This window comes from Microbacterium stercoris (assembly GCF_017592545.1).
GTDB lineage: Bacteria > Actinomycetota > Actinomycetes > Actinomycetales > Microbacteriaceae > Microbacterium > Microbacterium stercoris.
Genome location: NZ_JAGFOA010000001.1, coordinates 344,088 through 370,508, shown reverse-complemented (window position 1 = coordinate 370,508; position 26,421 = coordinate 344,088). Strand labels below are relative to the sequence as shown.

Genomic DNA, 26,421 nt, shown 5'->3' with positions numbered 1-26,421 from the left:
GTGCTGCCGACCCCTCAGGCGAACTGGATGATGAGGCCGCCGTCGGCGCCCCGCTCGATCCGGCTCAGACACAGCAGTCGCACGACGTCGCGGTCGATGCGCTTCTTCATCTCCTCGAACGCGAAGTAGGCCTCCCGCCGGTACTCGTACTCCACCTTGTGCTGAGCGAGATCCCGGTCCTGCACAACGGTCTTCAGCTGCTCGAGGAAGTCCACCTGCTCGATCCAGGCGACATCGATCGCCTTGAGCAGGACGATGTCCCGGAACTTCTCGAAGACCTCCGCATCCGCGAGCACGTCGAGCTTGTCCCCGATCGCGCGCGCGAACGTGCCGACGAGGAAGCGCTGCACCGCCGTGGGATCGTCGACCTCGACCTCTGCGAAGTCCGCCGGGATCCGGTAGCCGACGTTGTCGAAGATGTACCGCTTCAGGCTGCCGACGTCCTTCCACGTGCCGGCGCGCGCCGCTTCCGCGAAGACACGGGCCGCGATCTGCTCGAGGTCCCCCGCCTCCATCCCCCCGCCTGCGACGATCTGCGCACGCATGTCGTACACCAGGTCGCGCTGCCGAGCCATGGCGATGTCGAAGTCCTTCGAGAGCTTGCGCGCCCCCGCGGCGCGCTCCTCGCTTGCGCTCTGCGCGCGATCCAGCAGGCGCCGCATGGACCGCGGGCTCCACCGCTTCCTCCGCACCTTCTCCTGGCTCACCGATCCGAAGCGAACGAAGACCTCGTCCTCCATCGACGAGTAGAAGCGGCTGCTGCCTGGTTCCCCCTGGCGTCCGCTGCGCCCACGCACCTGACCGTCCACGCGCCGGTTGGGCATCTTCTCGGTGCCGATGATCACCAGCCCGCCGAGCTCGCGCGCCTCGGGCGTCAGCTTGATATCCGTGCCGCGCCCCGCGATCAGCGTGGCGACCGTGAGCGCGCCCGCGCGCCCGGCCTCGCGCACCATCTCCGCCTCTTTCGCCTCGCTCAGCGCGTTGAGCAGATTGTGCTCGATGCCGCGCTCGAGGAGCCGTTGGGAGAAGGCGATGGAGCTGCGGACGGATCCGGTCGTGACCAGGATCGGCCTGCCCGTCTTCCGCATCTCCTCGAGGTGATCCATCACCAGGCGGTCCTTCTCGGCGAGCGTGCGCACCACGACATCGGGCTCGTCCACCCGGATGATCGGCCGATAGGTGGGGATCTCCACGACCTCGGTGCGGTACATCTTGAGGAGCTCCTTCTCGGATCCCCTCGCGGTGCCGGTCATGCCGCCCATCTTCTCGAACATCAGAAACAGGTTCTGGTAGGTCACGGAGGCCATTGCGCGGTTCTCGGTGGTGATCTCCAGTCCCTCGCGCGCCTCGATCGCCTGGTGCAGGCCTCCCTGGAGCTTGTTTCCGTCGAGAAGCCGGCCCGTCACGGCGCTCAGCAGCACAAGGCGTCCGTTGAGCACCATGTAGTCGCGGAGCGGTTCGAATCGCGTTCGCGCGCGCAGCGCGAGGTTGACGTGGCGGTTGAGCCGGAACAGCTCGGGGGCGTAGAGGTTCTCGACGTGGAAGAACCGGTTGCCGGCCGCGATCCCCTGCTCGGTGAGACGCGTGACGCCGGTGCCTTCGTCGTGTTCGTACTCGATGTCCTCGCGCAGCGTCGCGACGAACTCGTCTGCCAGCGGATAGAGGTTCGACTGCACGCGGGGCGATCCCGAGATCACCAGGGGCATCTGCGCGAGGTCGAGCAGAACGGCGTCCGCCTCGTCGATCAGCACGTAGTTGAACGGGCGCAGGTACTTCTCCTCGCTCGTGCCGGCGAGGTTCTCGAGAAGGTAGTCGAAGCCCAGCTTGTCGCTCGTTGTGTAGACGATGTCCGCGCCGTAGATCTCCTTCTTCTGCTGCGGCGTGAAGTCCTCCGCAGCCGACTCCGGCACGCCGATCGCGAGGCTCAGCCCCATGAACTCGAACACCGCGCCGAACTCCTCGGCGTCGCGTCGCGCGAGGTAGCCGTTGACCGTCGCGAGGATCGCGCCGGCCCCGCCCAGCGCGTTCAGATACAGCGGAAGCGTGGCCGTGAGGCTCTTCCCCTCCCCCGTCTTCATCGCGGCGATGTTGCCCTGATGCATCACGATGGCAGCGAGCACCTGGTTGTCGTAGGGGAACTTCCCGACGACGCGCAGGTCGGCCTCGCGGATCGCGGCGAACACCTCGGGCAGCAGCTGGTCGAGCGTCGCGCCCTCATCGATACGCGCTCGGAACTCGCGGGTCTTGTCCTGCAGAGCGGCATCCGAGAGCGCGCGCATCGTGTCCTGGTGGGCGTTCACGCGCTGAAGGAGCCGCCGATTGCGTGCGTCGTCATTCCGCATCCGCGTCCCCCTCTCGGAGCGCGAAGGAGGTGAACCACAGCTCGTCACATCCGGCGTTCGCGAGCCGGATCGTGTAGTGATGGCACTCCGGAGGGCTGGAGAACTCGTACCGCGGCGCGTGAAGCACATCCACGCGCAGCAGCTCATCGAAGCGGTCGAAGTAGCGGACGTCGAACACCACGCTGTCGGCCGGCGCCGTACGCAGCTCGGGCTCCAGCCGGTAGCTCGCCCCGCCTCGCAGCAGCGGCAGGGTCGGAGCCTCGCGCACCGCCTGGTAGTCCGTGAACGAATACCACTCCTGCAGGGTGGTGCCACTGGGCATCAGGCGGTTCGCCAGGTGCACCTCGCCCGAGGGATCGACGCTCAGCACCGATCCGTACAGTGCCGCCCGGCTGTTCAGACTGCCCCAGCGCACGGTCGCGATCAGCTCATCCGCCATTGCGCGCCTCCGTGTACTCATCGATGACACGCCGGAACTGGCCCGCGAACCAGGAGACGATCGAGGGGCTGTCATCGTTGTGGCGCCCCTGGTATCCGCGCGCGATGACCTCGGTCGCCTTGCCCGACTGCGAATCCAGAAGCGTGAAGTAGGCGGCGTCGTCGTAGTCGTCCTGTTTCATATAGGACATCAGGATCTTCGTCTCGCCGAACCCGGGATCCCCGCGCCAGCGGTCCAGGAGCGCACCCGTGAACTCGTCAGCGGTCGATGGCTCTCCCTGAGCATTCGTCTTGTTCCAGAAGTTCACGATGTCGAGGATCGTGAGGAACTCCTGGGGGCGCACGAGGCGGCCGCGCTCGGCGAGGTACCCGAGGTCGATGATGGGTTTGCCCGCGATGATCGCGTGCGCCCGGAACTGCGATCCGTAGTAGAGCGCCCCGAAGGATCCCATCGACAGGCCCGAGAAGATCACGTCCTCCTCCTCGAAGCCCAGGGCGTCGATGTGCTCGCGGATGACGTCATGCAGGCGCCCCTCGAGCTCGTCGCTGGCGAGATAGAACCGACCGCCCTCGAGCCGAGGGTCCGTGATGAGCAGGAAGGGGTGGCCGAGGCCGGCCATCATGAAATACCCCTCGAAGCCCTCCGCGGGGCGATATCCGGAGAAGTAGATGTTCAGCGGCGGAGTGAGGTCGCCGGGATGGAAGTAGGTGAACAGCTCCTCGCGACGACTGTCGACGATCCGCCGTCCCCCCGGGAGGAAGTGCCCCGCTCCGTCTCGCGAGTGACGGTAGTGGATCGGTCCCACCTTCACCCGGCCACGGCCCTTCGCGAAGATCGAGCAGGACAGATAGCCGCTGGACGGATCGGAGATGATGATCGGCTCCGCGAGCTCCTCCTCGGAGTATGTGCGGTGGAACGCGATGACGTCCGACGTCCCGCTCTGGATCAGCTGCACCACCAGCTGCACCTCGCACTCCCCGTCCTTCACGTACTCGGGCCAGAGCTCGAGGGCCCGATGGTTCTCGTAGAGGATGTTCTCCTTCCACATCATCAGCTGCCGGAAGTCACCCTCGTGATCGACGTCCGTCACCAGGTAGGCGTTGCCTTCGTACCAGGCGGGCGAGGGGTGCAGCGGCGACACCTTGGTGCGGCGGATCTCGAGCTTCTGCCCGAAGGGCTTCGCGAAGTAGCGATTCGGCAGCAGGTCGATGAGCGCCTGACGATCATCCATGTCCTGTACGACGGCCGCCTTCTGCGAGAGGAGACGCGCCAAGACCTCATCCGACCCCGACGCCACGTTGCGCTCGACGAGCAGCGTGTGGGGCGTGATGACCTTGGCGACCGCCTGCAGGTGGCGCGGCTCGCACGGCGCATCCAGGATCGTCACGTCGACGCGGCCGATGAGCGCCGGATCGAAGCCCGCCTCGCTGCCGGCGTCGACGAACTCCCACGAGACGCCCGACGGAATCCGTGCCGCCGCGGACCAGTCGTCACGGCCGATCTGCAGGACGCGCATACGTCGCCACCTCCTTGATGAGCTCCCACCGGGTGAGCACCTCGGGGGCGCTGAACAGGTCTTCGAGCACGCGGCACTGCACAAGCGATCGGTTCCAGTGCTCGAGCCCGGAGAGGAAGTACGCGAGCGCTGCACCGAGCTCCGCGTCGTCGCCGATCACGTAGCCGTTGATCTCATGTGTGACCAGCGCCTGAGCGGTGCGGTTGATCTGCGGAACGCCGGCGTCGACCGCCGCTGCGGCAAGCCGGATGTCGGGTCGCGCACCGAGGTCGACGAGCACCCGGGTGCGCGCCATCGTGCGGATCAGATCGGCATCCCCGTCGACAAACGTCAGCTGGATCTTCTCCTCCGGGCCTTCGGCGATGCCGACGTCCACGCTCAGACGAGTGGTCTCGTCGCTCTCCAGGAACGACAGATCCAGGTGCTGGTAGCCCGCGATGACGCTGCGGACGGCTCGCAGGTGCTCGACGTCATGGCGGCGGAACGTGCACACGAGCAGGCGCGTGTCGCCCTCGACGAGCTGAGGGGCCATCATCGCGATGGCGAAGTCGAGCTGCTCGGGGGTGATGTCGTCGGCGAACAGCGAGATGCAGACGGTCGATTCGTTGGTGCTCGCGCCGAAGGTCGCCCGCCTCTCCAGCGGGTAGATCGACAACGTAGGCAGCCGCTCCCACGCCGCGGCGCGGCGTCCGCCGCCCTGCGGCTCGTCGAAGTCGGAGAACACTGCCGCCGCCCGCACGAGGACGTCGCTCGATGCCGGCGCGGCGCGCGCGGCAGACCGTGAGAGCACGAGCATCTGGTCGCCGAGGCAGGATGCGACGAGGTCGTTGTGCTGCTCGGAGACGGCGAGCACCACGGTGTCGCCGACTCCGCTGTGCTGCTGCATGTACCCGCCGAGGAACTCCGACATCAGCGCTTCCCAGCTGTCGTACGACTGCTGACGGAGCCGCTCATCCTCTGCCTGGACGATGTCGATCCGCCCCGAGGGCACATCCTCGCTCAGGATCACGTCGCCGCCGCGCGACAAGTAGTACTGAGTCATCGGACGGCCGGCTTCGTCGTGCATCAGCACGCTGGAGAGGAATCCCCGGTCGTCGTAGATGCGCTCGACCGTCGGCATGTCGTCGCCGTAGTAGCGGATCGACTGCAGCGTCCCGGCACGCGCCAGGTGCACACGCGCATAGACCTCGGCGCCTCGCATGACCGTCACGATGAACGGGTTGTAGAAGAAGCTGACGTCGTCGGGCCACTCGAGTTGGAGGAAGTCGATGGGCCGCGTGTAGTCGTCCTCGAGCCCCTGGAGCTCATCGAAGAAGGACCAATAGGGCACGTCGAAGATGTTGTGGCTGTGGAGGAACCGCCGCAGGCTCGGGGCGTAGTTGAGCACAACGAGCCGCGTCTCCTCGGCGCCCTGTCGGAAGATCCGCACCCGGGTCGCGGTGTCATCGGCCTCGCCGTCGACGCCGCCGTGGAACCACGCGTTGTCGGTGGCATACCAGCGGCGCGCCGGGTTGTACCAGGAAGGGATGAAATGGATCATGCGGTCACCCTCCGGTCGCGAGCCCGGAACGCGAAGCCGTACCTCGTCCCGATCCTGGTGTCCGCGATCTCCTCCTGAAGCATCCAGAGCAGGCCGAGCAGGATCATGAGCGTGCCCGGCGCCATCAGCAGGAACTGCAGGTTCGGGAACTCGCCCATAAACGCGAGCGGCAGGCCGGTGAAGACCACCAGGAAGACCCCGCTGGCGGCGGAGAGCGCGATCACCCGGCGGCGCAGGTATGCGCGGGTGGGCGGTCCGGGAGCGACGTGATCGAAGTACTCGCCGCCGTCCCTCATCCGCTTCGCCGTCGCCCGCGGATCGACGGTGAACAGCCCGAAGAAGATGGCGAGCGCGAACAGGAGGAGGAGGTACGCGGTGAACCCGACCGGGCTGCTCAGCGTCCAGACGGACAGGAAGCGCTCCGCTCCGGCATCCGCGCCGGGAATCACCGCGCCGGCCGCGCCCGCGATGCTCTGCGGGATCGTCATCAGCGCCAGCCCGTACATGATGGGCGAGACGCCGGCCGGGTTCAGCTTGATCGGCAGATACGAGACCCCGATGTAGCCGTTGTCGATCGCGACCTTGTTCACGTGCAGCCGAAGCTCGGCGTTTCCGGCGATGATGCCGATCACCACCACCGCAACGCAGGCGACGACGACGACCCAGAGCACCCCCGCGTCGCGCGCCTCGCGCGTGGACGCCGGCAGCACCTCGAGGTTTCGCAGCGCCGTGATGATCAGCTGATACAGGATGAACATCGTGATGCCGCCGAGGCCGAACTCCTCGTTCCGCTTCGCCAGCCAGGCGACGATCAGGGCACCGCCCGTGAGAGCGACGACGATGAGGATCTGCGCGTTGACCACGGGCGCGAAGGGCCCCACGGGCAGTTCCTCCACGTCGTAGGTCGCCATGAGGCTGATGGCCTGGATGACGGCGAGGATCACCACGAGCGTGTTGCGGGCGCGGTCGACGCTGGCCTCCGGGATGTTCCGGTTGCGGGCGATCCGGCCGATGAACAGGAACCGCCAGAGGATCGCCGCCCCCATCCACGGGCCCAATCCGAGTGAGAACAGGGAGGGGAAGAAGAAGTCTCCGCCCGTGGCGATGTTCGCGGCGCTGAGGAGCTCGACGCCCGTTCCCGTCGCCGTGCCGTGCATCAGCGGGATCGGGATGTACCGCCCGATCATGAAGCACACGAAGAACAGCGCCGTCCACAGCAGCTTCGTCTTCAGGCTCGCGAATCTGCCCTCAGGAATGTGCGACACCGTCGATCCTCCCCCGCTTCACTCGCCGCGCCACTACTTCCGGTTTCCGAAGATGTTCAGGGATGCGAGCAGGGATCCGATCCGCGATGTCGGGCTCGGAGCCGCGGATTCGCTGGTCAGCTGTCGCTCGACCTGCGACATGCTCTGGATCACCGAATCGGCGACAGACGACTCCGAGTCGCTCGCCGAGAGCGTGCCGCTCACCGACTCGTAGATCTCGTTGCGCTGCGACTCGCTGGCAGAGGCCGACGAGCTGGCGGCGATCCCCGAGTCCTCCGAGCTGGATGCTGACGTCGAATCCGCGCTCGCGGAGGGAGCCGCTTCCGCAGGAGCCGCGCTGACGGACGTCGAACCGTCCGCCAGCGGGGTCGCTCCCGATGCCGACTCACTGGCGAACGGAGCTGTGCCCGGTGCCGCCGAGCCCAAATCGCTCGCGGGCTGTGAGCCGCTTGCCGAGGCGGATTCGCTCGCGGGGAGCGAGTCGCTCGTCGACGCGGAGTCGCTGGCCGGAAGCGAGTCGCTCGTTGAGACGGAATCGCTCGTCGAGAGCGAGCCGCTCGTCGAGAGCGAGCCGCTCGTCGAGGCCGAGTCGCTGGCCGGAAGCGAGTCGCTCGTCGAGACGGAGTCGCTGACCGAGCCGGAGTCGCTGCTCGGCGGCGAATCGCTCGTCGAGACCGACTCCGAAGCGCTCGCGGAGACCGACTCGGAGGTGCTCGTGGAGAGCGAGCCGCTCGTGGAGAGCGAGCCGCTCGTGGAGAGCGAGCCGCTCGTCGAAGGGGACTCGGAAGCACTGGCCGACTGCGAACCACTCGTCGAGAGCGAATCCGAGCCGCTCGTCGAGAGCGAGCCGGAATCGCTGCTGGGCAGCGAATCGCTCGCCGAGGCGGATTGCGACGCGCTGGCTGACAATGATCCGCTCGCCGAGAGCGAATCGCTCGTCGACGTGGACTCGGAAGCACTGGCCGACTGCGAACCGCTCGCCGAGACCGAACCCGAGCTGCTGGCCGACAGCGAAGCCGAACCGCTCTGCGAAGGAGAACCACTCGTCGAGACCGACTCCGAAGCGCTCGCGGAGACCGACTCGGAGGTGCTCGCGGAGAGCGAGCCGCTCGTCGACAGCGAACCGCTCATCGAGGCCGGCTCAGAACCGCCGGCCGACAGAGACCCGCTGGTCGAGACGGACTCCGAACCGCTCACCGACAGCGAGCCGCTGGTCGACAGGGACTCGCTCGTCGAGATCGACTCCGAACCGCTGGTCGACAGCGAACCACTCACCGAGGCCGACTCCGAACCGCTCACCGACAGCGAGCCGCTCGTCGAGGCCGATTCCGAATCGCTGGCCGACAGCGAACCGCCCGTCGAAACCGACTCGGAACCACTCGTGGAAAGCGAAGCGCTCGTCGAAACCGACTCGGAACCGCTGGCCGACGCCGAACCACTTGTCGACGTCGACTCAGAACCACTCGTCGACAGAGAACCACTCGTGGACACCGACGCCGACCCACTGGCCGACACCGAACCACTCGTCCATGTCGACTCAGAACCACCCGTCGAGAGAGAACCACTCGCCGACACCGAGTCCGAACCACTCGCCGAAGCCGACTCAGAGCCACTCGTGGAGAGCGAAGCGCTCGTCGAGATCGACTCGGAACCGCTAGCCGAGAGCGAACCACTCGCCGACACCGAGGCGCTGGTCAACGCCGACTCCGAACCGCTCACCGACAGCGAACCACTCGTCGAAACCGACTCCGAGCTGCTGGTCGACAGCGAAGCGCTGGTCGACAGCGAACCACTCGTCGAGGCCGACTCCGAACCGCTCACCGACAGCGCACCACTCGTCGAGGCGGACTCCGAACTGCTCACCGATAGCGATCCACTCGTGGACATCGATTCCGAAGCGCTCACCGACAGCGAACCGCTTGTCGACGCCGAGTCCAAACCGCTCGTGGAAAGCGAAGCACTCGTCGAGACCGACTCCGAACCGCTCACCGACAGCGAACCGCTCGTCGAGGCGGACTCAGAACTGCTCGCCGAAAGCGAACCACTCGTGGAGATCGACTCCGAACCACTCGCCGACAGCGAACCACTCGTCGATAGCGAGCCGCTTCTCGAGGCCGACTGCGAACCACTCGTCGACAAGGAACCCCTCGTCGAGACCGACTCCGAGCCGCTGGCCGAAAGTGAACCACTCGTCGAGGTCGACTCCGAACCGCTCATCGAAAGCGAACCACTCGTCGAAACCGACTCCGAACCGCTCGTGGAAAGCGAGCCACTCGTAGAGGTCGACTCCGAACCGCTGACCGAGAGCGAGTCGCTCGAGGAAGCCGACTCCGAGCTGCTGGCCGACAGCGACCCACTCGTCGAAGCCGACTCCGAACCGCTCGTCGACAACGAATCACTCGTCGACACCGACTCCGAGCTGCTGGCCGAGAGCGAACCGCTGGTCGAGACCGACTCCGAACCACTCACAGACAACGAACCGCTCGTCGAAACCGACTCGGAGCCACTCACCGACGCCGAACCGCTCGTCGAGAGCGAGCCACTCGTCGACGCTGACTCGGAACCGCTGATCGACAGCGAACCACTCGACGAGACTGATTCGGAATCGCTCGTGGAGAGCGAGCCGCTCGTCGAGATCGAAGCACTCGTCGAGACCGATTCGGAACCGCTCGTGGAGAGCGAAGCACTCGCCGAGGCCGACTCCGAGCTGCTGGCCGACAGCGAACCGCTGGCCGAGGTCGACCCCGACCCGCTGGTCGACAGCGAACCACTCGTCGACACCGACTCCGAACCGCTGGTCGAAAGCGAACCACTCGTCGAGGCCGACTCCGAACCACTCACAGACAACGAACCGCTCGTCGAAACCGACTCCGAACCACTCGTCGACAGCGACCCACTCGTCGAGGTCGACACAGAACCGCTGACCGAGAGCGAGTCGCTCGCGGAAGCCGATTCCGAACCGCTCGTCGAAACCGACTCCGAATCACTCGTGGAGAGCGAGCCGCTGGTCGAGACCGACTCGGAACCGCTGGCCGAAAGCGAACCACTCGTCGAAACCGACTCCGAACCACTCGTGGAAAGCGAGGCACTCATCGAGGTCGACTCCGAACCACTCATCGAGACCGACTCCGAACTGCTGGCCGAGAGTGAACCGCTCGTGGAAGCCGACTCCGAACCACTCGTCGAGGTCGACTCCGAACTGCTGGCCGAGAGCGAGTCGCTCGTGGAAGCCGCTTCCGAACCGCTCGTCGACAACGAATCACTCGTCGACACCGACTCCGAACCGCTGGCCGAAAGCGAACCACTCGTCGAGGTCGACTCCGAGCCGCTCATCGAAAGCGAACCACTCGTCGAGGTCGACTCCGAGCCGCTCACCGAGAGCGAGCCACTCGTCGAGACCGACTCCGAACCACTCGTGGAAAGCGAGCCACTCGTCGAAACAGACTCCGAGCCGCTGACCCAGAGGGAGTCGCTCGTGGAAGCCGACTCCGAACCACTCGTCGACAACGACCCACTCGTCGACAACGAGCCACTCGTCGACAACGAGCCACTCGTCGAAACCGACTCCGAACCACTCGTCGACAGCGACCCACTCGTGGACACCGACTCCGAACCACTCGTCGACACGGACTCCGAACCGCTCGTCGACAGCGATCCACTCATCGAGGCCGACTCCGAACTGCTGGCCGACAGCGACCCGCTCGTCGAGGCCGACTCCGAACCACTCGCCGAAAGCGAGCCACTCGTCGAGGTCGATTCCGAGCTGCTTGTCGACAGCGAGCCGCTGGTCGAGACCGACTCCGAGCTGCTTGTCGACAGTGAGCCGCTGGTCGAAACCGACTCCGAACCGCTCGTCGACTCCGAACCGCTCACCGACAGCGAACCGCTCGTCGAGACTGACTCGGAACCACTCGTGGAGAGCGAGCTGCTGGTCGACGCCGACTCCGAGCTGCTGGCCGACACCGAGCCGCTCGTGGAGAGCGAACCGCTCGTCGACGCTGACTCGGAACCGCTGGTCGACAGCGAACCACTCGTCGAGATCGATTCGGAACCGCTCGTGGAGAGCGAAGCACTCGTCGAGACCGATTCGGAACCGCTCGCGGAGTGCGAAGCACTCGTCGAGACCGACTCCGAGCTGCTGGCCGACAGCAAACCACTCGTCGACACCGACTGCGACCCGCTGGTCGACAGCGAACCACTCGTCGAGACCGACTCCGAACCGCTCACCGACAACGAGCTACTGGTCGAGACCGACTCGGAACCGCTCACCGACAGCGACCCACTCGTCGATAGCGACCCGCTCGTCGAGGTCGACTCCGAGCTACTCACCGAGAGCGACCCGCTCGTCGAGGTCGACTCCGAGCTACTCACCGAGAGCGAGCCACTCGTCGAGGTCGACTCCGAACCGCTAACCGACAGCGAGCTACTCGTCGAGGTCGACTCCGAGCCGCTGGCCGACAACGAACCGCGCGTCGACACCGACTCCGATTCCGACCCACTCATGGACAGCGAGCTACTCGTCGACAGCGAGCCACTCGTCGAGACCGACTCCGAACCACTCGTCGACAGCGACTCACTCGTCGAGACCGACTCAGAACCGCTCGTCGAGAGCGAGTCGCTCGTGGAAGTCGACTCCGAAACGCTCGTCGAGAGCGAACCACTCGTCGAGACCGACTCCGAATCACTGGTGGAAAGCGAGGCACTCGTCGAGGTCGATTCCGAACCACTGGCCGACAACGACCCACTCGTCGAGACCGACTCCGAACCACTCGTCGAGAGCGAGTCGCTTGTGGAAGCCGACTCCGAAACGCTCATGGAAAGCGAGCCACTCGTCGATGTCGAGTCAGAACCACTGACCGAGAGCGAGTCGCTCGTGGAAGCCGACTCCGAGCTGCTGGCCGACAGCGACTCGCTCGTGGAAGCCGACTCCGAGCCGCTCGTCGACAACGAATCACTCGTCGAGACCGACTCCGAACCGCTCGTGGACAGTGAGACCGACTCCGAACCGCTCGTCGAGGCCGACTGCGACCCGCTCGTCGACAGCGAGCCACTCGTCGAGACGGACTCCGAGCTGCTGGCCGAGAGCGAGTCGCTCGTGGAAGCCGACTCCGAACCACTCGTCGACAATGAACCACTCGTCGACACCGACTCGGAACCGCTCGTCGAGGTCGACTCCGAGCTACTCACCGAGAGCGAGCCGCTCGTCGAGGCCGACTCCGAGCTGCTGGCCGAGAGCGAGTCGCTCGTGGAAGCTGACTCCGAACCACTCGTCGACAGCGAGCCACTCGTCGAGACGGACTCCGAGCTGCTGGCCGAGAGCGAGTCACTTGTGGAAGCCGACTCCGAACCGCTCGTCGACAGCGACCCACTCGTGGAGGCCGACTCCGAACCGCTCGCGGAAAGCGAGCCACTCGTCGAGGTCGACAGCGAGCCACTCGTCGAGGTCGACAGCGACCCGCTCGTCGAGGTCGACTCCGAGCTGCTGGCCGACAGCGAGGCACTCGTCGAAGCCGACTCCGAACCACTCGTGGAGAGCGAGCCACTCGTGGAGATCGACTCCGAGCTGCTGGCCGAAAGCGAGCCGCTCGTGGAAGCCGACTCCGAACCGCTCGTCGACAACGAACCACTCGTCGAGACCGACTCCGAACCACTCGTGGAAAGCGAGCCACTCGTCGAGGTCGACAGCGACCCGCTCGTCGACAGCGACCCGCTCGTCGAGGTCGACTCCGAGCTGCTGGCCGAGAGCGAGTCTCTCGTCGAGACCGACTCCGAACCACTCGTCGACAGCGAGCCACTCGTCGAGACCGACTCCGAACCGCTCGTCGACAGCGAACCACTCGTCGAGACCGACTCCGAACCACTCGTGGAGAGAGAGCCACTCGTCGAGACGGACTCCGAACCGCTGACCGAGAGCGAGTCGCTCGTCGAGACCGACTCCGAACCACTCGTGGAAAGCGAGCCACTCGTCGAGACCGACTCCGAACCGCTCGTCGAGAGGGAGCCACTCGTCGACAACGAACCACTCGTCGAGACTGACTCCGAGCTGCTGGCCGACAGCGACCCGCTCGTCGAGGTCGACTCCGAACCACTCGTGGAAAGCGAAGCACTCGTCGAGGTCGACTCCGAACCACTCGTGGAAAGCGAGCCACTCGTCGAGGTCGACTCCGAACCACTCGTCGACAACGAACCACTCGTCGAAACCGACTCCGAACCACTCGTCGACAACGAACCACTCGTCGAAACCGACTCCGAACCACTCGTCGAGAGCGAGTCGCTCGTGGAAGCCGACTCCGAACCGCTCGTCGACAGCGACCCACTCGTCGACAGCGAGCCACTCATCGAGGCCGACTCCGAGCTGCTGGCCGACAGCGAGGCACTCGTCGAAGCCGACTCCGAACCACTCGTGGAGAGCGAGGCACTCGTCGAAGCCGACTCCGAACCACTCGTGGAGAGCGAGCCACTCGTGGAGGTCGACTCCGAGCTGCTGGCCGAAAGCGAGCCGCTCGTGGAAGCCGACTCCGAACCGCTCGTCGACAACGAACCACTCGTCGACAGCGACCCACTCGTCGAGACCGACTCCGAGCTGCTTGCCGACAGCGACCCGCTCGTCGAGGCCGACTCCGAGCCGCTCATCGAGAGCGAAGCACTCGTCGAGGTCGACTCCGAACCACTCGTGGAGAGGGAGCCACTCGTCGAGACGGACTCCGAACCGCTGACCGAGAGCGAGCCACTCGTCGAGACCGACTCCGAACCACTCGTCGAGAGCGAACCACTCGTCGAGACCGACTCCGAACCGCTCGTGGAGAGGGAGCCACTCGTCGAGACCGACTCCGAACCACTCGTCGAGAGCGAACTACTCGTCGAGACCGACTCCGAACCACTCGTCGAGACCGAGCCACTCGTCGAGACCGACTCCGAGCTGCTGGCCGAGAGCGAGTCGCTCGTGGAAGCCGACTCTGAACCGCTCGTCGACAGCGACCCGCTCGTCGACAGCGACCCACTCGTCGACAGCGACCCACTCGTCGAGGTCGAATCCGAGCTGCTGGCCGAGAGCGAGTCGCTCGTGGAAGCCGACTCAGAACCGCTGACCGAGCGCGAGTCGCTCGTCGAGACCGACTCCGAACCACTCGTCGACAACGACCCACTCGTCGAGACCGACAGCGACCCACTCGTCGACAGCGACCCGCTCGTCGAGGCCGACTCCGAACCACTCGTCGAGAGCGAGCCACTCGTCGAAACCGACTCCGAACCACTCGTCGAGAGCGAGCCACTCGTCGAGGTCGACTCCGAAACGCTGACCGAGAGCGAGTCGCTTGTGGAAGCCGACTCCGAACCACTCGTCGAGAGCGAGCCACTCGTTGAGACAGACTCCGAACCACTCACCGACAGCGACCCACTCGTCGACGCCGACGCCGACCCACTCACCGACAGCGAGCCGCTCGTCGAGACCGACGCCGAACCGCTCGCTGAGGCGGAACCACTTGTTGACAGGGAACCACTTGTCGACGCACTGGCGGAGTCCGAGCCGCTCGCTGAGGCCGAAGCGCTGGCTGAGGCCGACGCAGATCCCGACTCACTGCTCGAAAGCGACCCGCTCGCAGACACCGACTGGCTACTCGACACAGATCCGGCCTGACTCGCCGACACCGAGCCCGACTGACTCGAAGACAGCGACCCACTCGTCGAAGCAGACGCACTGCCACTCGCGGAAAGAGACCCGCTCGCAGACACCGACTGGCTAGCCGAGACAGATCCGGCCTGACTCGCCGACACCGAGCCCGACTGACTCGAAGACAGCGACCCACTCGTCGAAGCAGACGCACTGCCACTCGCGGAAAGAGACCCGCTCGCAGACACCGACTGGCTAGCCGAGACAGATCCGGCCTGACTCGCCGACACCGAGCCCGACTGACTCGAAGACAGCGACCCACTCGTCGAAGCAGACGCACTGCCACTCGCGGAAAGAGACCCGCTCGCAGACACCGACTGGCTACTCGACACAGATCCGGACTGACTCGCCGACACCGAGCCCGACTGACTCGAAGACAGCGACCCACTCGTCGAAGCAGACGCACTGCCACTCGCGGAAAGCGACCCGCTCGCAGACACCGACTGGCTAGCCGAGACAGATCCGGACTGACTCGCCGACACCGAGCCCGACTGACTCGAAGACAGCGACCCACTCGCCGAAGCAGACGCACTGCCACTCGCGGAAAGCGACCCGCTCGCAGACACCGACTGGCTAGCCGAGACAGATCCGGACTGACTCGAAGAGAGCGAGCCCGACTTGCTCGCAGACACCGACTGACTCGAAGAAAGCGACCCGCTCGCAGACACCGACTGGCTACTCGACACAGATCCGGACTGACTCGCCGACACCGAGCCCGACTTGCTTGCAGACACCGACTGACTCGAAGAAAGCGACCCGCTCGCAGACACCGACTGGCTACTCGACACAGATCCGGACTGACTCGCCGACACCGAGCCCGACTTGCTTGCAGACACCGAGCCCGACTGGCTCGAAGAGAGGGATCCGCTTGCCGAGGCCGAGCTCGACTTGCTCGCCGACACCGACTGGCTCGAGGAGAGCGACCCGCTGGTCGACGCGGACCCCGACGCACTCGCCGACGTCGACTGGCTGACGGACAGGGACGCCGATTTGCTGGCCGAGGCGGACTGACTCGCCGAGACGAACCCGGAGGCGCTGGCCGATGTCGATTGGCTGGCGGACGCTGACCCGGAGGCGCTTGCCGACGTGGAGCCTGAGGTGCTGGCCGATGCCGACTGGCTGGCCGAGGCGAGCGCCGACGCGCTTGCGGAGGACGATCCGCTCGCCGAGGCGGACTGGCTGACCGCGGCCACCGCCGACTTGCTCGCAGACGTCGATCCGCTCGCGCTCGTGGTCGCCGACTGGATCGTCGAGAGGCTTGCGGACTGGCTGTTGGAGACGATCAGGCTGGGTGTGTTCCCAGGCGTGCTCGTGCCGCTGAAGTAGTAGAACAGTGAGCTGATGTCGTAGACCGACATACCCCCCGTGGGCAGCGCCTCGACGGCGATCAGCAGACCGCTGCCGGTCGTCAGGTAGCCCGCGAACAGCGTGTCGCCGATGTACATCGGGTTCGTGACGAAGCGCGCCTGGACGCCGTTGATGGAGATGTCCGTGGCGGAGATCACCGAGGCGTAGTTAGCCGAGGTGATGTTGCCGTCGGACGTCGTGATGGCCGTGCGGTAAGAGACGGTGCTCGCGTTGTACCTGCCGACACCGGTGAACGAGTACCAGGCCCGGCCGGCAGAGGTGCTGGAGAGTCGCGGATCGGCACCCGCTCCGAAGGAGATTCCCGCGTTCGTCAGCCCCTGGTCCGAGTAGCTCGGTATCGCGGGCGCCGCCGCAGCAGCGGTCTTGACCAGCAACGCCGCTCTCGTCGCCGACTCGGACTGACTGGCCGAGGTGCTCTGCGACGTCGAGCCGGAGGACGAGGCGCTCACCGAGGCACTCTGCGACGCGGCCGCAGAGCCCGACGTCGACACGCTGGCGGAAGTGCTCTGCGAGACCGCGAGCGAAGACGACGCGCTTGTCGAGGCAGCACGCGCGGTGGAGTCCGAGGCGGAAGCAGACACGCTGCTCGAGTCGCTGGCGGACGCAGAGGAAGACGCGGAGCCGGAGACCGACGTGGACACGGACGCGGATCCCGACGCGGATCCGCTCTGCGACGCGGAGGACGAGGTCGACAGGCTGCTCGATGCCGACAGGCTGCCCGAGACGGGAGTCGCGGACGTCGACTGGCTCACGGGCGCCACCGCAGGCGCGGCAGACTGGCTCGCAGGCGCGGCAGACTGGCTCGCCGGCGCGGCAGACTCGCTCGCCGGCGCACTCACGGGCGCGGGCGCCGGTGCGGGCGTCTGGCTGGTCGCCGTCACCGTCGCCGTCGCCGACTGGCTCACGGCGGCCGACGAGTCCGAGACCGACTCGCTGGTGCTGGATCCGCTGCCAGGCGTGAGCACAGCACTGCCCTCGGTCGCGAGCGCCTTCAGATTGGCGGCGGTGATGTCGAAGGAGACCGGTGTGCCATCAGTCATCGGCGATCGGCCCCGCTTCCGCGCCGAGGCCGGCTTCGACGGCATCGTCGAACCTGGATGAAACCATGCGACGCGCCCCCCTTCGTCTCATGGTCGTCTGCCGACGGTTCGGGCCGCACGACGGCGGCGACGGCGCGGATGCGATCCACGGTCCGCCGATCCTATCGAGATACCGGCCGCGGGGATCCACCGTCTCCGATCAGCGGGACTGAGTCTCGGAAGGGACGGATGCCGTCCCCCCGCTGGGATTCGAACCCAGACTGCGGCGATTTTAAGTCGCCTGCCTCTGCCGGTTGGGCTACGGGGGGCTTCTCCACGCTACCGGTGGGATACGGCGAGAGCCGCCACCCCCAAAGGGGCGACGGCTCTCGGTCGCTGTCGCGCTGTTACTTGACCTCAGCCGGCGCGGCAACCGCCTCAGCCGGCGCGGCAACCGGCTCGACCGGCTGCTCGATCGGGGGCTTGGGACGCGAGGCGAAGGCCTCGAAGAACGCACGCGGCTGCTGCGCGGCGGCGAGCTGCACGTTGTCGCGGCCGAGGAAGAAGTTGTGCACCCAGCCCCAGATCACGCGCCACTTGCGCTCCCACGTCGGCATCGCGAGACCGTGGTAGCCACGGTGGGCGACCCAGGCGAAGAAGCCCTTGATGGCGGTCTTGCCGGACTGGAAGACGCCGTTGTAGAGACCCAGGCCCGCAACCGCGCCGAGGTTCTTGTGGAAGTAGTCGACCGGCTCCTCGCCGCGGATGACCGCGACGAGGTTCTTCGCGAGGCGCTTGGCCTGGCGGACGGCGTGCTGGGCGTTGGGGACGCAGGTGCCGTCGGGCAGTCCGCCGGTCTTGTCCGGCACGGCCGCCACGTCACCGGCGGCCCACGCGCCCTCGACGATGTTCTTGTCGGCGTCGATCACGCGGAGGTCGGCCTGCGTCGTGATGCGACCACGGGGCTCGAGCGGCAGGTCGCCGCCGCGCGTGACCTGGGGGTTGGCCATCACGCCGGCCGTCCAGACGATGAGGCCGGCGGGGTACGACTCGCCCGTCGAGGTCTCGACGATGCCGTCGACAGCCGAGGTGACCTGAGTATCGAGGTGCACGTTCGCACCACGCTCCGCGAGGGACTTGAGCACCCACTCGCTGGTCGGCAGCGACACCTCGGGCATGATGCGGCCCATCGCCTCGATGAGGTGGAACTGGGTCTCGTCGAAGGTGACGCCCGGGTAGTCCTTCAGCAGCGACGACACCAGCGAGCGCAGCTCGGCGAAGGTCTCGATGCCGGCGAAGCCGCCGCCGACGACGATCGTCGTCAGCAGGCGCTGACGCAGCGGGTCGCCCTGGGGCAGTGCGGCAGCCTTCTCGAAGTTCGAGATCAGCGTGTCACGGACGTAGATGGCCTCTTCGACCGACTTGAGGCCGACCGCGTTCTCCGCGATGCCCGGGATCGGGAAGGTGCGCGAGACCGATCCGGCGGTCACGACGACGTGGTCGTATGCGAGCTCGTACGGCGCGCCGCCCTCGGGCGTGATCGTGGCCGTCTTGTTGGCGTGGTCGATGCCGGTCACCTTCGCGGTGATGAGCTGAGTGCGCTTCAGGTGACGGCGGTGCGAGACCACCGTGTGACGCGGCTCGATCGATCCGGCCGCGACCTCGGGCAGGAAGGGCAGGTACGTCATGTACGGAAGCGGGTCGACCATGACGACCTCCGCCTCCCCGCGACGCAGGTGCTTCTCGAGCTTCCACGCGGTGTAGAAGCCCGCGTAGCCGCCGCCGACGATGAGGATCTTGGGCACGAGGGGAGAACTCCTTGAATCGGGGATTGCCGGCTACCGCCGCACACGGGCCGAACGGGCTCGTCGCACAGCCGCGATGACACCCAGCACCACGAGAATACCAGCGCCGCAGAGGGCGAAGAGCGGCAGGGTGCCCGTGCGCAACTCCTCGGCCGAAGGAAGGAAGGATGATCCGGCCTCGGGCTGCGTCTCCACGGGCGGAAGCGGCGGCACCTCGACCGGTGCCGCGGTCTGCGTGGGCAGCGGACCGGCCTCCTGACGGCGGTTGACCTTGACCCAAGCCGCCAGATCGCCCATGGGGTTCTTCGTGACCGAGGGAACGTCGGCGGTGACCGCTGCGTGAGCATCGATCACGCCGTAGCCGTAGAGCGGATCCGGCACCTTCGAGACGTCCGCCGGCTTCTTAGCCGTCTTGATGATCCGGTTCATCACATCGATCGCGGAGATGCCCGGATGGGCTGCTTCGACGAGGGCGGCGACACCGGCGACGATGGGGGCCGCACCGCTCGTGCCGGGCCAGACACTGAGGGTGCCGTCGGCGCCGATGCCGAGCAGCTCTTCGCTCGGAGCGGCCACGCCGATCGTGATGCCCTGCGTGGAGGCCTCCACACTGGCCTTGCCCTTCGGGTCGACGCCGCCGACCGTGAGCACACCCGGGATCGTGGCCGGAGCACCGACCGAGGTGGTGCCGCTGCCGCGGTTGCCGGCCGCGACCACGATGAGCACGTCGTGCGTCATCGCATAGAGAAAGGCGTCGTCCCACGACTCCGGCCAGCTCTGCCGCCCGGTCGTGAACGACAGGTTGATGATGTCGGCGCCGTGGTCGACCGCCCACACGATGCCCTTCGCGACCTGCTCGTCGAACGGCACCGCGGCCAGATCGCCGAAGCCGAGCGACACGGACAGCAGCGAGGCCTCAGGTGCGACGCCGATCATCTCCCCCTGGTCGCCCGTATCGCGGGCGGCGGCCATCGAGGCGACCCAGCTGCCGTGATCCCGCTCCTTCACATCGACCGGCTTGCGCCCGTTCGGGGCGCCGACGCCGGACATGTCGGCTCCGCCGACCACTCCGGCGAAGGCGGGCGGCCCCTCGACGATCCCCTTGTCGAGCACGGCGATCGTGACACCCTTGCCCTTGGTGGCGGCCCACGCCTTGTCGATGCCGAGATCGGCGATCCAGTACTCGCGCTCGCGCACCGTCGGAGTCTCCGTCGGCGTGGGAGTGGGCGTCGCGCCCGTGAGCACAACGAGCGCGAGAGCGAGCGCCGCGAGGCGAGCGAGCCGCCTCATCCCGCCTTGCCCGGGTCGGCGCACTCGCAGCGCTCCGGCGACCATGCCGACAGCGCCAGGGCGACATCGCCCGCCGGGTTGACGCCCGGGCCGGCCGCGAGAGCGTGGCCGGCGAGGGCATGCAGGCACTTGACGCGCGTGGGCATCCCTCCCGCCGAGACGCCGGCGATCTCGGGCACGTCACCGAACTGCGCACGGTCGGCAACGAAGGCCTCGTGGGCTCGGCGATACTGCGCCGCGAACTCGGGCTCATCGGCGAGGCGGCGGTTGAGCTCGACCATGACCTGGCCGACCTCGAGACGCGACATCTCCGCCGTCGCGGCAGGATGCGTCAGGTAGTAGAACGTGGGAAACGGCGTGCCGTCGGGAAGGCGCGGCGACGTGGCCACGACCGTCGGGTTGCCGCACACGCACCGGGCGGCGATGCCGACGACGCCTCGTGCCTCGCGTCCGAGCTGGGCCGAGACGACCTCGATGTCGATGTCGCGGACAGGGGCGAAGGGAGGCGTCGTCACTCCTCCAGGCTACCGAAGCGCCCCTGAGAGACCGTCAGGGCGCCGGTGTCTGCGCCGGCTGCGGCTCGTCGGGCTGCCCGATCGTGATCTCGACCGCGTTCTGCGCGGTCGCGGCACCGGCGAGCGAGCGCATCAGGCCGCCGATCCAGTCGGATTCGCGCTCCTCGACCTCCGCACTGACCGGCTCGGGATCGTTCGGAACCGTCGCATCGTCGAGGTCGTCGATCACCAGGAACCGCACCTCGCCGGGCTTGACGTAGTAGAGCCGCTCCCGCGCCTGCGTCGTGATGTAGGCCGGATCCTTCCAGCGCTCACGCTCGCGCTCGAGGTCGGCGATCTCCCCCTCCGTGACCTGCACGGACTCGGTGAGCGCGGCGATCTTCTGCCGTTGCTCCACATACGTCGCAACAGTGGGGGTGAGCACCAGCACCGCCAGCACGACGAGCCCCAGCATGATCGCCGTGAAGGCGGAGAACCGGATCCCTCCGAGCCACTCGCGTGCGTCCGCCACGGTGGCGACGGATCCGGTCGCGGAGCGGCTCTGACGGGCGGGCCCACGCCCGGATGCGGAAGAGGGAGCCGGCCTTCTGGTCACGACTCCCCCTTTCACGTCACTCTTGCGGATTACGCCTGGAAGCGCGGGTAGGCGCTGCGTCCGGCGAACTTCGCGGCGGAGCCCAGCTCCTCCTCGATGCGCAGAAGCTGATTGTACTTCGCGACGCGGTCGGAACGAGCGGGCGCGCCCGACTTGATCTGACCCACGTTGAGCGCGACGGCGAGGTCGGCGATCGTGGTGTCCTCGGTCTCACCGGAGCGGTGCGACATCATGACCGTGTAGCCCGAGTTGTGGGCCAGCGACACGGCGTCGAGCGTCTCGGTGAGCGAGCCGATCTGGTTCACCTTGCACAGGAGCGAGTTGGCGACACCGCGCTGGATGCCGTCGGCCAGGCGCTGCGGGTTGGTGACGAACAGGTCGTCGCCGACCAGCTGCACCTTCGAGCCGATGCGGTCGGTCAGGTTCTTCCAGCCGTCCCAGTCGTCCTCGGCGAGGGCGTCCTCGATGGTGACGAGCGGGAAGTTGGCGAGAAGCTCCTCGTAGTACGAGGTGAGCTCGTCGGCCGACCAGTCCTTGCCCTCGAAGCGGTACTTGCCATCCGAGAAGAACTCGGTGGCGGCGACATCGAGCCCCACGGCGATGTCGGTGCCGGGCGTGTAGCCGGCCTTCTCGATGGCCTTGAGCAGGAAGTCGAGCGCCTCGCGGTTGCTGGGCAGGTCGGGGGCGAAGCCGCCCTCGTCGCCGAGACCCGTGGCGTAGCCGCCGGCCTTCAGCTCGGCCTTGAGCACGTGGTACGTCTCGGTGCCCCAGCGGAGCGCCTCGGCGAAGGTCTCGGCGCCGTGCGGCACGAGGAAGAACTCCTGCATGTCGACGCCGGTGTCGGCGTGCGCGCCGCCGTTGATGACGTTGAGCGCCGGGACGGGCAGGACGTGCGCGTTCGGGCCGCCGAGGTAGCGGAACAGAGGCAGGTCGGCCGAGTCGGCCGCGGCCTTGGCCACGGCGAGCGAGACGCCCAGGATGGCGTTGGCGCCGGTGCGCGACTTGTTGGCGGTGCCGTCGGCCTCGATGAGGGCGGCGTCGACGAGGCGCTGCTCGGAGGCCTCGAGGCCCTCGATGGCCGGGCCGAGCTCGTCGATGACGGCGTCGACGGCCTTCTGCACGCCCTTGCCGCCGTAACGGGCCTTGTCGCCGTCACGCAGCTCGTACGCCTCGAAGGCGCCGGTGGACGCACCCGACGGAACGGCGGCGCGCTGGACGGTGCCGTCTTCGAGGAGCACCTCCACCTCGACGGTCGGGTTTCCGCGCGAGTCCAGGATCTCGCGAGCTCCTACAGCTTCAATCAGTGCCACGGGACGACTTCCTCTCAGTGGACGATGTGAGGCCTGCTCAGCCCCGCAGGCCAGTCTAGGGCGTGCTCAGGGTCCTCTCAGGACGCGGCGTCAGCGCGGATCCGAGCACGTCACGACGGAACTGTCCGCAGGCCGCCAGGATGGCGACGACGGCCGCGAGCACCACCCAGGACACCACCCCGAGCGGTCCGACCAGCGCCATGTCCGGGGTTTCGCCTGCGGCTGCCAGCACCGCCACCAGACCTCCCGCGGCGTTCAGGGCGCCGTGCCCGACCACCGCGGGCCACACCGATCCGGTGCGCAGCCGGGACCATCCGAACAGCACTCCCCACGCGACGCATCCGCCGACCATCAGGAGGAGGCCGACCGCATCCGTCCGACCGAAGTTGTACCCGAGCAGGATCACCGGGGCGTGCCACAGCCCCCAGATCACTCCCGAGAGGAGCAGGGCCGGCCACACGCCGAGCGGGCGCAGGGCAGGCAGCAGCCATCCCCGCCACCCGATCTCCTCGCCGAACGCGAAGAGCGAGTTGATGAGCGCGCCGAGCGGGATCGCGGCGATCTGGCTGATCGCGATCGCCTGGATCGGCACCGTCCCCGGATCGACGCCCGCGGCTTCCAGGGCGGGCGCGAGCGCCTCGGCGAGCCCGGAGAAGCCGACGAGGTCGAGCCGGACGAATCCCAGGGCCGCACTGACCAGCACGACGGCGAAGACCACCACTGGTGCGCCGAACAGGAGCGCCACCACGACTCCGACGGTGCGCTTCGCCGGACGCAGCGGCCAGATCCCCAGGTGCCGCAGGCGATCGGCACGCGGCACGCGCATCAGCAGCACCACCACGAGCACCGCCAGCGCCGGCGTGAACATCATCGCGGAGGCGATCGGCGTGAGCAGGGGCGACGCGACGCCATCGCCGAGCCAGAGCGGCGACGCGACGATCCAGGCGAGGCCGATCGCCGTCGCGACGAACACTCCGACGGCCTTCCAGCGCACGGTCTCCCGTGCCGTATCAGTGGCGGCGCTCATGCGCGGTCCCTTCGATCAGGCCGCGCCGCAGCGCGGGATCCCTCCCGCCCAGCATGCCCGATGCCCGCGGCGACGAGCGGACTCCCTCGACCGGCCACCGCGATGCCGCGGCGAGGACACCCGTGCCGCATATACTCCCGCGCATGCCCACGAGCCCCACTCCCGCCCTCGCCCGCCGCCTCGGCCTGGTCGACGCGGTCGCCATCGGGCTCGGAGCCATGATCGGCGCCGGGGTCTTCGCGGCGTTCGGCCCGGCGGCGCAGGCCGCGGGACCCTGGCTGCTCGCGAGCCTCGCGATCGCCGCCGTCGTCGCATACTGCAACGCCACCTCGTCCGCACAGCTGGCCGCCGTGCACACCGCCGCCGGCGGCACCTACGCCTACGGCCGGGCGGAGCTCGGTGCCTGGTGGGGCTTTGCCGCGGGATGGTGCTTCCTGATCGGCAAGCTGGCCAGCTGCGCGGCGATGGCCATGACCTTCGCCGCATACGCCGCGCCCGCGGGCTGGGAGCGGCCGGTCGCCCTCCTCGCCGTGGCGGCCCTCGTCGGCGTGAATCTCCTGGGTGTCACGCGCACGGCGCTGGCGACGAAGATCATCGTCTCGGTCGCGCTGCTCGCGCTCGCCATCGCCGTGGCCGGGGGCTTCACCGCACCGGCCGCCGGGGGCGCTGCGTTCGCGGGTGAGCTCCCCCTCGGATCGCTCGGCCTCCTGCAGGCGGCGGGCCTGCTCTTCTTCGCCTTCGCCGGGTACGCCCGCATCGCGACGATGGGCGAGGAGGTGAAGGATCCGGCGCGCACCATCCCGCATGCGATCACCATCGCGTTCGTCATCGCACTCGTGGTCTACGCCGCCGTCGGCTCATCGCTGCTGTGGGCGCTGGGCGCATCCGGGGTCGCCTCGTCGAACGCCCCGCTCGCCGACGCGGTCAGCGCAGCCGGATGGGGATGGGCCGCGCCCGTCGTGCGGATCGGCGCCGCCGCCGCCTCGCTCGGCGCCCTGCTCGCGCTCATCGCGGGAATCGGCCGCACCGGGCTCGCCATGGCGCGCGAGCACGACCTGCCGCCGTTCCTGTCGGCCGTGCACCCGCGCTTCCGCGTGCCGCACCGCATGGAGCTCGCCGTCGGGGTCGTCGTGATCGGGGTTGTCGCGGTCGCCGATCTGCGCGGCGCGATCGGCTTCTCCTCGTTCGGCGTGCTGCTGTACTACCTGATCGCGAACCTCTCGGCCTGGCGCCAGCGCCGTGAGGTGCGTCGCTATCCGCGCGGGATGCAGGCCCTCGGCGTGGCCGGCTGCCTGCTGCTCGCGTTCACGCTTCCGTGGCAGAGCGTCGTCGCGGGCGCTGCCGTGCTCGCGGTCGGCATGGCGGGTCGCGTCCTGCGTCTGCGCCGGGAACGGGCGCGATCCGGGGAGTGAGAGCGGCCGGGATCAGCCGAGCGGCTTGAGCTCCAGGGCGTCCCGCGTGGTGCCGGCACGCACCGACGCGAACGCCGTGTACCCGTCGGCCTCTGCCCGTTCGAGCAGCGCCTTCATGTTCTTCGGACGCTGCTCGAGACGCACGCGCGAGCCCTCGGCGATGAGCTGCGCCTTGAGCGAGAGCAGCTCGGCGACCGGCACGTCCTTGTCGTGCACCAGCACGACCGACGGCGCGGCACCCGCGTCGTCGAGCGCGACGAGGTCGACGATGCGCTCGAACCCGATCGAGAAGCCGACCGCAGGCACCTCCTGGCCGAGGAAGCGGCCGATCATGCCGTCGTAGCGGCCGCCGCCGCCGAGCGAGTACGAGACGGAGGGGTGCGCGAGCTCGAAGATCGTGCCCGTGTAGTAGCCCATCCCGCGCACGAGGAAGGGATCGAACAGCAGCGGCACCTCTCCCCCGCGCGCGGCTGCGACCGAATCGCCGATGCCGACGAGGTGCGTGACGACCTCGTGGGACACGCCCTCGGGCAGGGCCTTGCGGATCTGCGCCTCCCCGTACGGCAGGGCCTCGAGCGTCTGCGGACGATTCAGGAACTGCTCGAACGCGTCGACGGCGTCCGGCGTCGCCCCGCGCTCGCGCAGCTCCGCCGTGACGCCCGAAGGGCCGATCTTGTCGAGCTTGTCGATCGTGATGAGCACGCCCGGGCGCTCCTGCGGGGCGAAGCCGAAGACGTCGAGCATGCCGTCGAGCGCGCGACGGTCGTTGATGCGCACGGTCGCGCCCTCGAGCGAGAGCGCCGCGAGCGTGTCGAGCGATGCGGTGATCAGCTCGGCCTCGGCGCGCGCCGAGGCGTCGCCGATGATGTCGATGTCGCACTGCATGAACTGGCGGTAGCGGCCCTTCTGAGGACGCTCCGCGCGCCACACGGGCGCGATCTGGATCGAGCGGAAGACGCCGGGCAGCTCCCCGCGGTTGGTCGCGTAGAAGCGCGCCAGAGGAACGGTCAGGTCGTAGCGCAGCCCGAGGTCGGTGAGGGCCGACTGGTCGTCCGCCGCCGCGCGCACCGCTTCGGCGTCGAGGCCGCGGCGCAGGATGTTGAACGCGAGCTTCTCGTTGTCGCCTCCGATGCCGGCGTGAAGGCGCGCGTACTCCTCGACGACGGGAGTCTCGATCTCGTCGAAGCCATGAGCGCGGTAGCGCTCGCGGATGACGGCGAGCACACGCTCGCGACGAGCCTTGTCAGCGGGGAGGAAGTCGCGCATGCCGCGCGGAGCGTTCACGGAAGCCATAGCGGATCCATTCTCC

Annotated in this window: 18 protein-coding genes and 1 tRNA gene; 5 read left to right on the top strand and 14 right to left on the bottom strand. The window is 67.8% G+C overall.

Annotated features, from left to right (window positions below):
- Positions 1-14 precede the first annotated feature (14 nt).
- The 6 genes from secA2 to J5V96_RS01610 are packed head-to-tail and all read right to left on the bottom strand — an operon-like array spanning position 15 to position 7,306.
- Positions 15-2,342 carry an accessory Sec system translocase SecA2 gene (gene secA2, locus J5V96_RS01635; protein ID WP_208499903.1) on the bottom strand — a complete coding sequence of 776 codons (2,328 nt, stop codon included), beginning with the start codon at positions 2,340-2,342 and terminating at the stop codon, positions 15-17.
- Positions 2,332-2,781, bottom strand: coding sequence for an accessory Sec system protein Asp3 (asp3, locus tag J5V96_RS01630; RefSeq protein ID WP_208499901.1), 450 nt, complete (start codon positions 2,779-2,781; stop codon positions 2,332-2,334). The genes secA2 and asp3 overlap by 11 nt, the downstream gene beginning before the upstream one ends.
- Positions 2,771-4,297, bottom strand: coding sequence for an accessory Sec system protein Asp2 (gene asp2 / locus J5V96_RS01625; protein ID WP_208499898.1), 1,527 nt, complete (start codon positions 4,295-4,297; stop codon positions 2,771-2,773). The genes asp3 and asp2 overlap by 11 nt, the downstream gene beginning before the upstream one ends.
- Positions 4,272-5,837: an accessory Sec system protein Asp1 gene (gene asp1 / locus J5V96_RS01620; RefSeq protein WP_208499896.1), complete on the bottom strand. Its 1,566-nt coding sequence runs from the start codon at positions 5,835-5,837 to the stop codon at positions 4,272-4,274. Before asp1 ends, asp2 begins: the two co-directional genes overlap by 26 nt.
- Complete coding sequence (locus J5V96_RS01615) at positions 5,834-7,102, bottom strand: hypothetical protein (protein ID WP_208499894.1); 1,269 nt, start codon at positions 7,100-7,102, stop codon at positions 5,834-5,836. The genes asp1 and J5V96_RS01615 overlap by 4 nt, the downstream gene beginning before the upstream one ends.
- Before the next feature lie 33 nt (positions 7,103-7,135).
- Positions 7,136-7,306: a hypothetical protein gene (locus tag J5V96_RS01610; protein WP_208499892.1), complete on the bottom strand. Its 171-nt coding sequence runs from the start codon at positions 7,304-7,306 to the stop codon at positions 7,136-7,138.
- Positions 7,307-7,322: 16 nt separating this feature from the next.
- On the opposite strand from J5V96_RS01610, the gene J5V96_RS01605 reads away from it, so the two are divergent.
- The 4 genes from J5V96_RS01605 to J5V96_RS01590 all read left to right on the top strand — a co-directional run bounded on the left by J5V96_RS01605 (position 7,323) and on the right by J5V96_RS01590 (position 17,240).
- Entirely contained in the window at positions 7,323-14,738 is a 7,416-nt protein-coding gene (locus J5V96_RS01605; protein ID WP_208499890.1) for a hypothetical protein, read from the top strand.
- 855 nt (positions 14,739-15,593) lie between these two features.
- Positions 15,594-15,782, top strand: a complete 189-nt coding sequence (locus J5V96_RS01600; RefSeq protein WP_208499889.1) for a hypothetical protein — start codon at positions 15,594-15,596, stop codon at positions 15,780-15,782.
- A 75-nt stretch (positions 15,783-15,857) separates the two neighbouring features.
- On the top strand, positions 15,858-16,097 hold the full coding sequence (locus J5V96_RS01595; protein WP_208499887.1) for a hypothetical protein: 240 nt from the start codon (positions 15,858-15,860) through the stop codon (positions 16,095-16,097).
- Positions 16,098-16,550: 453 nt separating this feature from the next.
- Positions 16,551-17,240 (top strand): hypothetical protein, encoded by a 690-nt coding sequence (locus tag J5V96_RS01590; RefSeq protein WP_208499885.1) that lies wholly within the window; start codon positions 16,551-16,553, stop codon positions 17,238-17,240.
- Positions 17,241-17,413: 173 nt separating this feature from the next.
- Here J5V96_RS01590 and J5V96_RS01585 read toward each other — a convergent pair.
- From J5V96_RS01585 to J5V96_RS01555, 7 genes are all read right to left on the bottom strand, one after another.
- A tRNA-Leu gene (locus J5V96_RS01585) sits at positions 17,414-17,487 on the bottom strand.
- A gap of 78 nt (positions 17,488-17,565) precedes the next feature.
- On the bottom strand, positions 17,566-18,963 hold the full coding sequence (locus J5V96_RS01580; RefSeq protein ID WP_208499883.1) for an NAD(P)/FAD-dependent oxidoreductase: 1,398 nt from the start codon (positions 18,961-18,963) through the stop codon (positions 17,566-17,568).
- A 33-nt stretch (positions 18,964-18,996) separates the two neighbouring features.
- Positions 18,997-20,253 (bottom strand): S8 family serine peptidase, encoded by a 1,257-nt coding sequence (locus J5V96_RS01575; RefSeq protein WP_208499881.1) that lies wholly within the window; start codon positions 20,251-20,253, stop codon positions 18,997-18,999.
- Complete coding sequence (locus tag J5V96_RS01570) at positions 20,250-20,768, bottom strand: DUF501 domain-containing protein (protein ID WP_208499879.1); 519 nt, start codon at positions 20,766-20,768, stop codon at positions 20,250-20,252. Before J5V96_RS01570 ends, J5V96_RS01575 begins: the two co-directional genes overlap by 4 nt.
- 34 nt (positions 20,769-20,802) lie before the next feature.
- Complete coding sequence (locus tag J5V96_RS01565) at positions 20,803-21,363, bottom strand: FtsB family cell division protein (protein WP_307793176.1); 561 nt, start codon at positions 21,361-21,363, stop codon at positions 20,803-20,805.
- A 29-nt stretch (positions 21,364-21,392) separates the two neighbouring features.
- Positions 21,393-22,673, bottom strand: coding sequence for a phosphopyruvate hydratase (gene eno / locus J5V96_RS01560; RefSeq protein WP_208499878.1), 1,281 nt, complete (start codon positions 22,671-22,673; stop codon positions 21,393-21,395).
- A 55-nt stretch (positions 22,674-22,728) separates the two neighbouring features.
- Entirely contained in the window at positions 22,729-23,700 is a 972-nt protein-coding gene (locus tag J5V96_RS01555) for a CPBP family intramembrane glutamic endopeptidase (RefSeq protein WP_208499876.1), read from the bottom strand.
- 143 nt (positions 23,701-23,843) lie between these two features.
- On the opposite strand from J5V96_RS01555, the gene J5V96_RS01550 reads away from it, so the two are divergent.
- Positions 23,844-25,112, top strand: coding sequence for an APC family permease (locus J5V96_RS01550; RefSeq protein ID WP_208499873.1), 1,269 nt, complete (start codon positions 23,844-23,846; stop codon positions 25,110-25,112).
- A gap of 12 nt (positions 25,113-25,124) precedes the next feature.
- Here J5V96_RS01550 and hisS read toward each other — a convergent pair whose 3' ends face one another.
- On the bottom strand, positions 25,125-26,405 hold the full coding sequence (gene hisS / locus J5V96_RS01545; RefSeq protein WP_208499870.1) for a histidine--tRNA ligase: 1,281 nt from the start codon (positions 26,403-26,405) through the stop codon (positions 25,125-25,127).
- Positions 26,406-26,421: the final 16 nt, after the last annotated feature.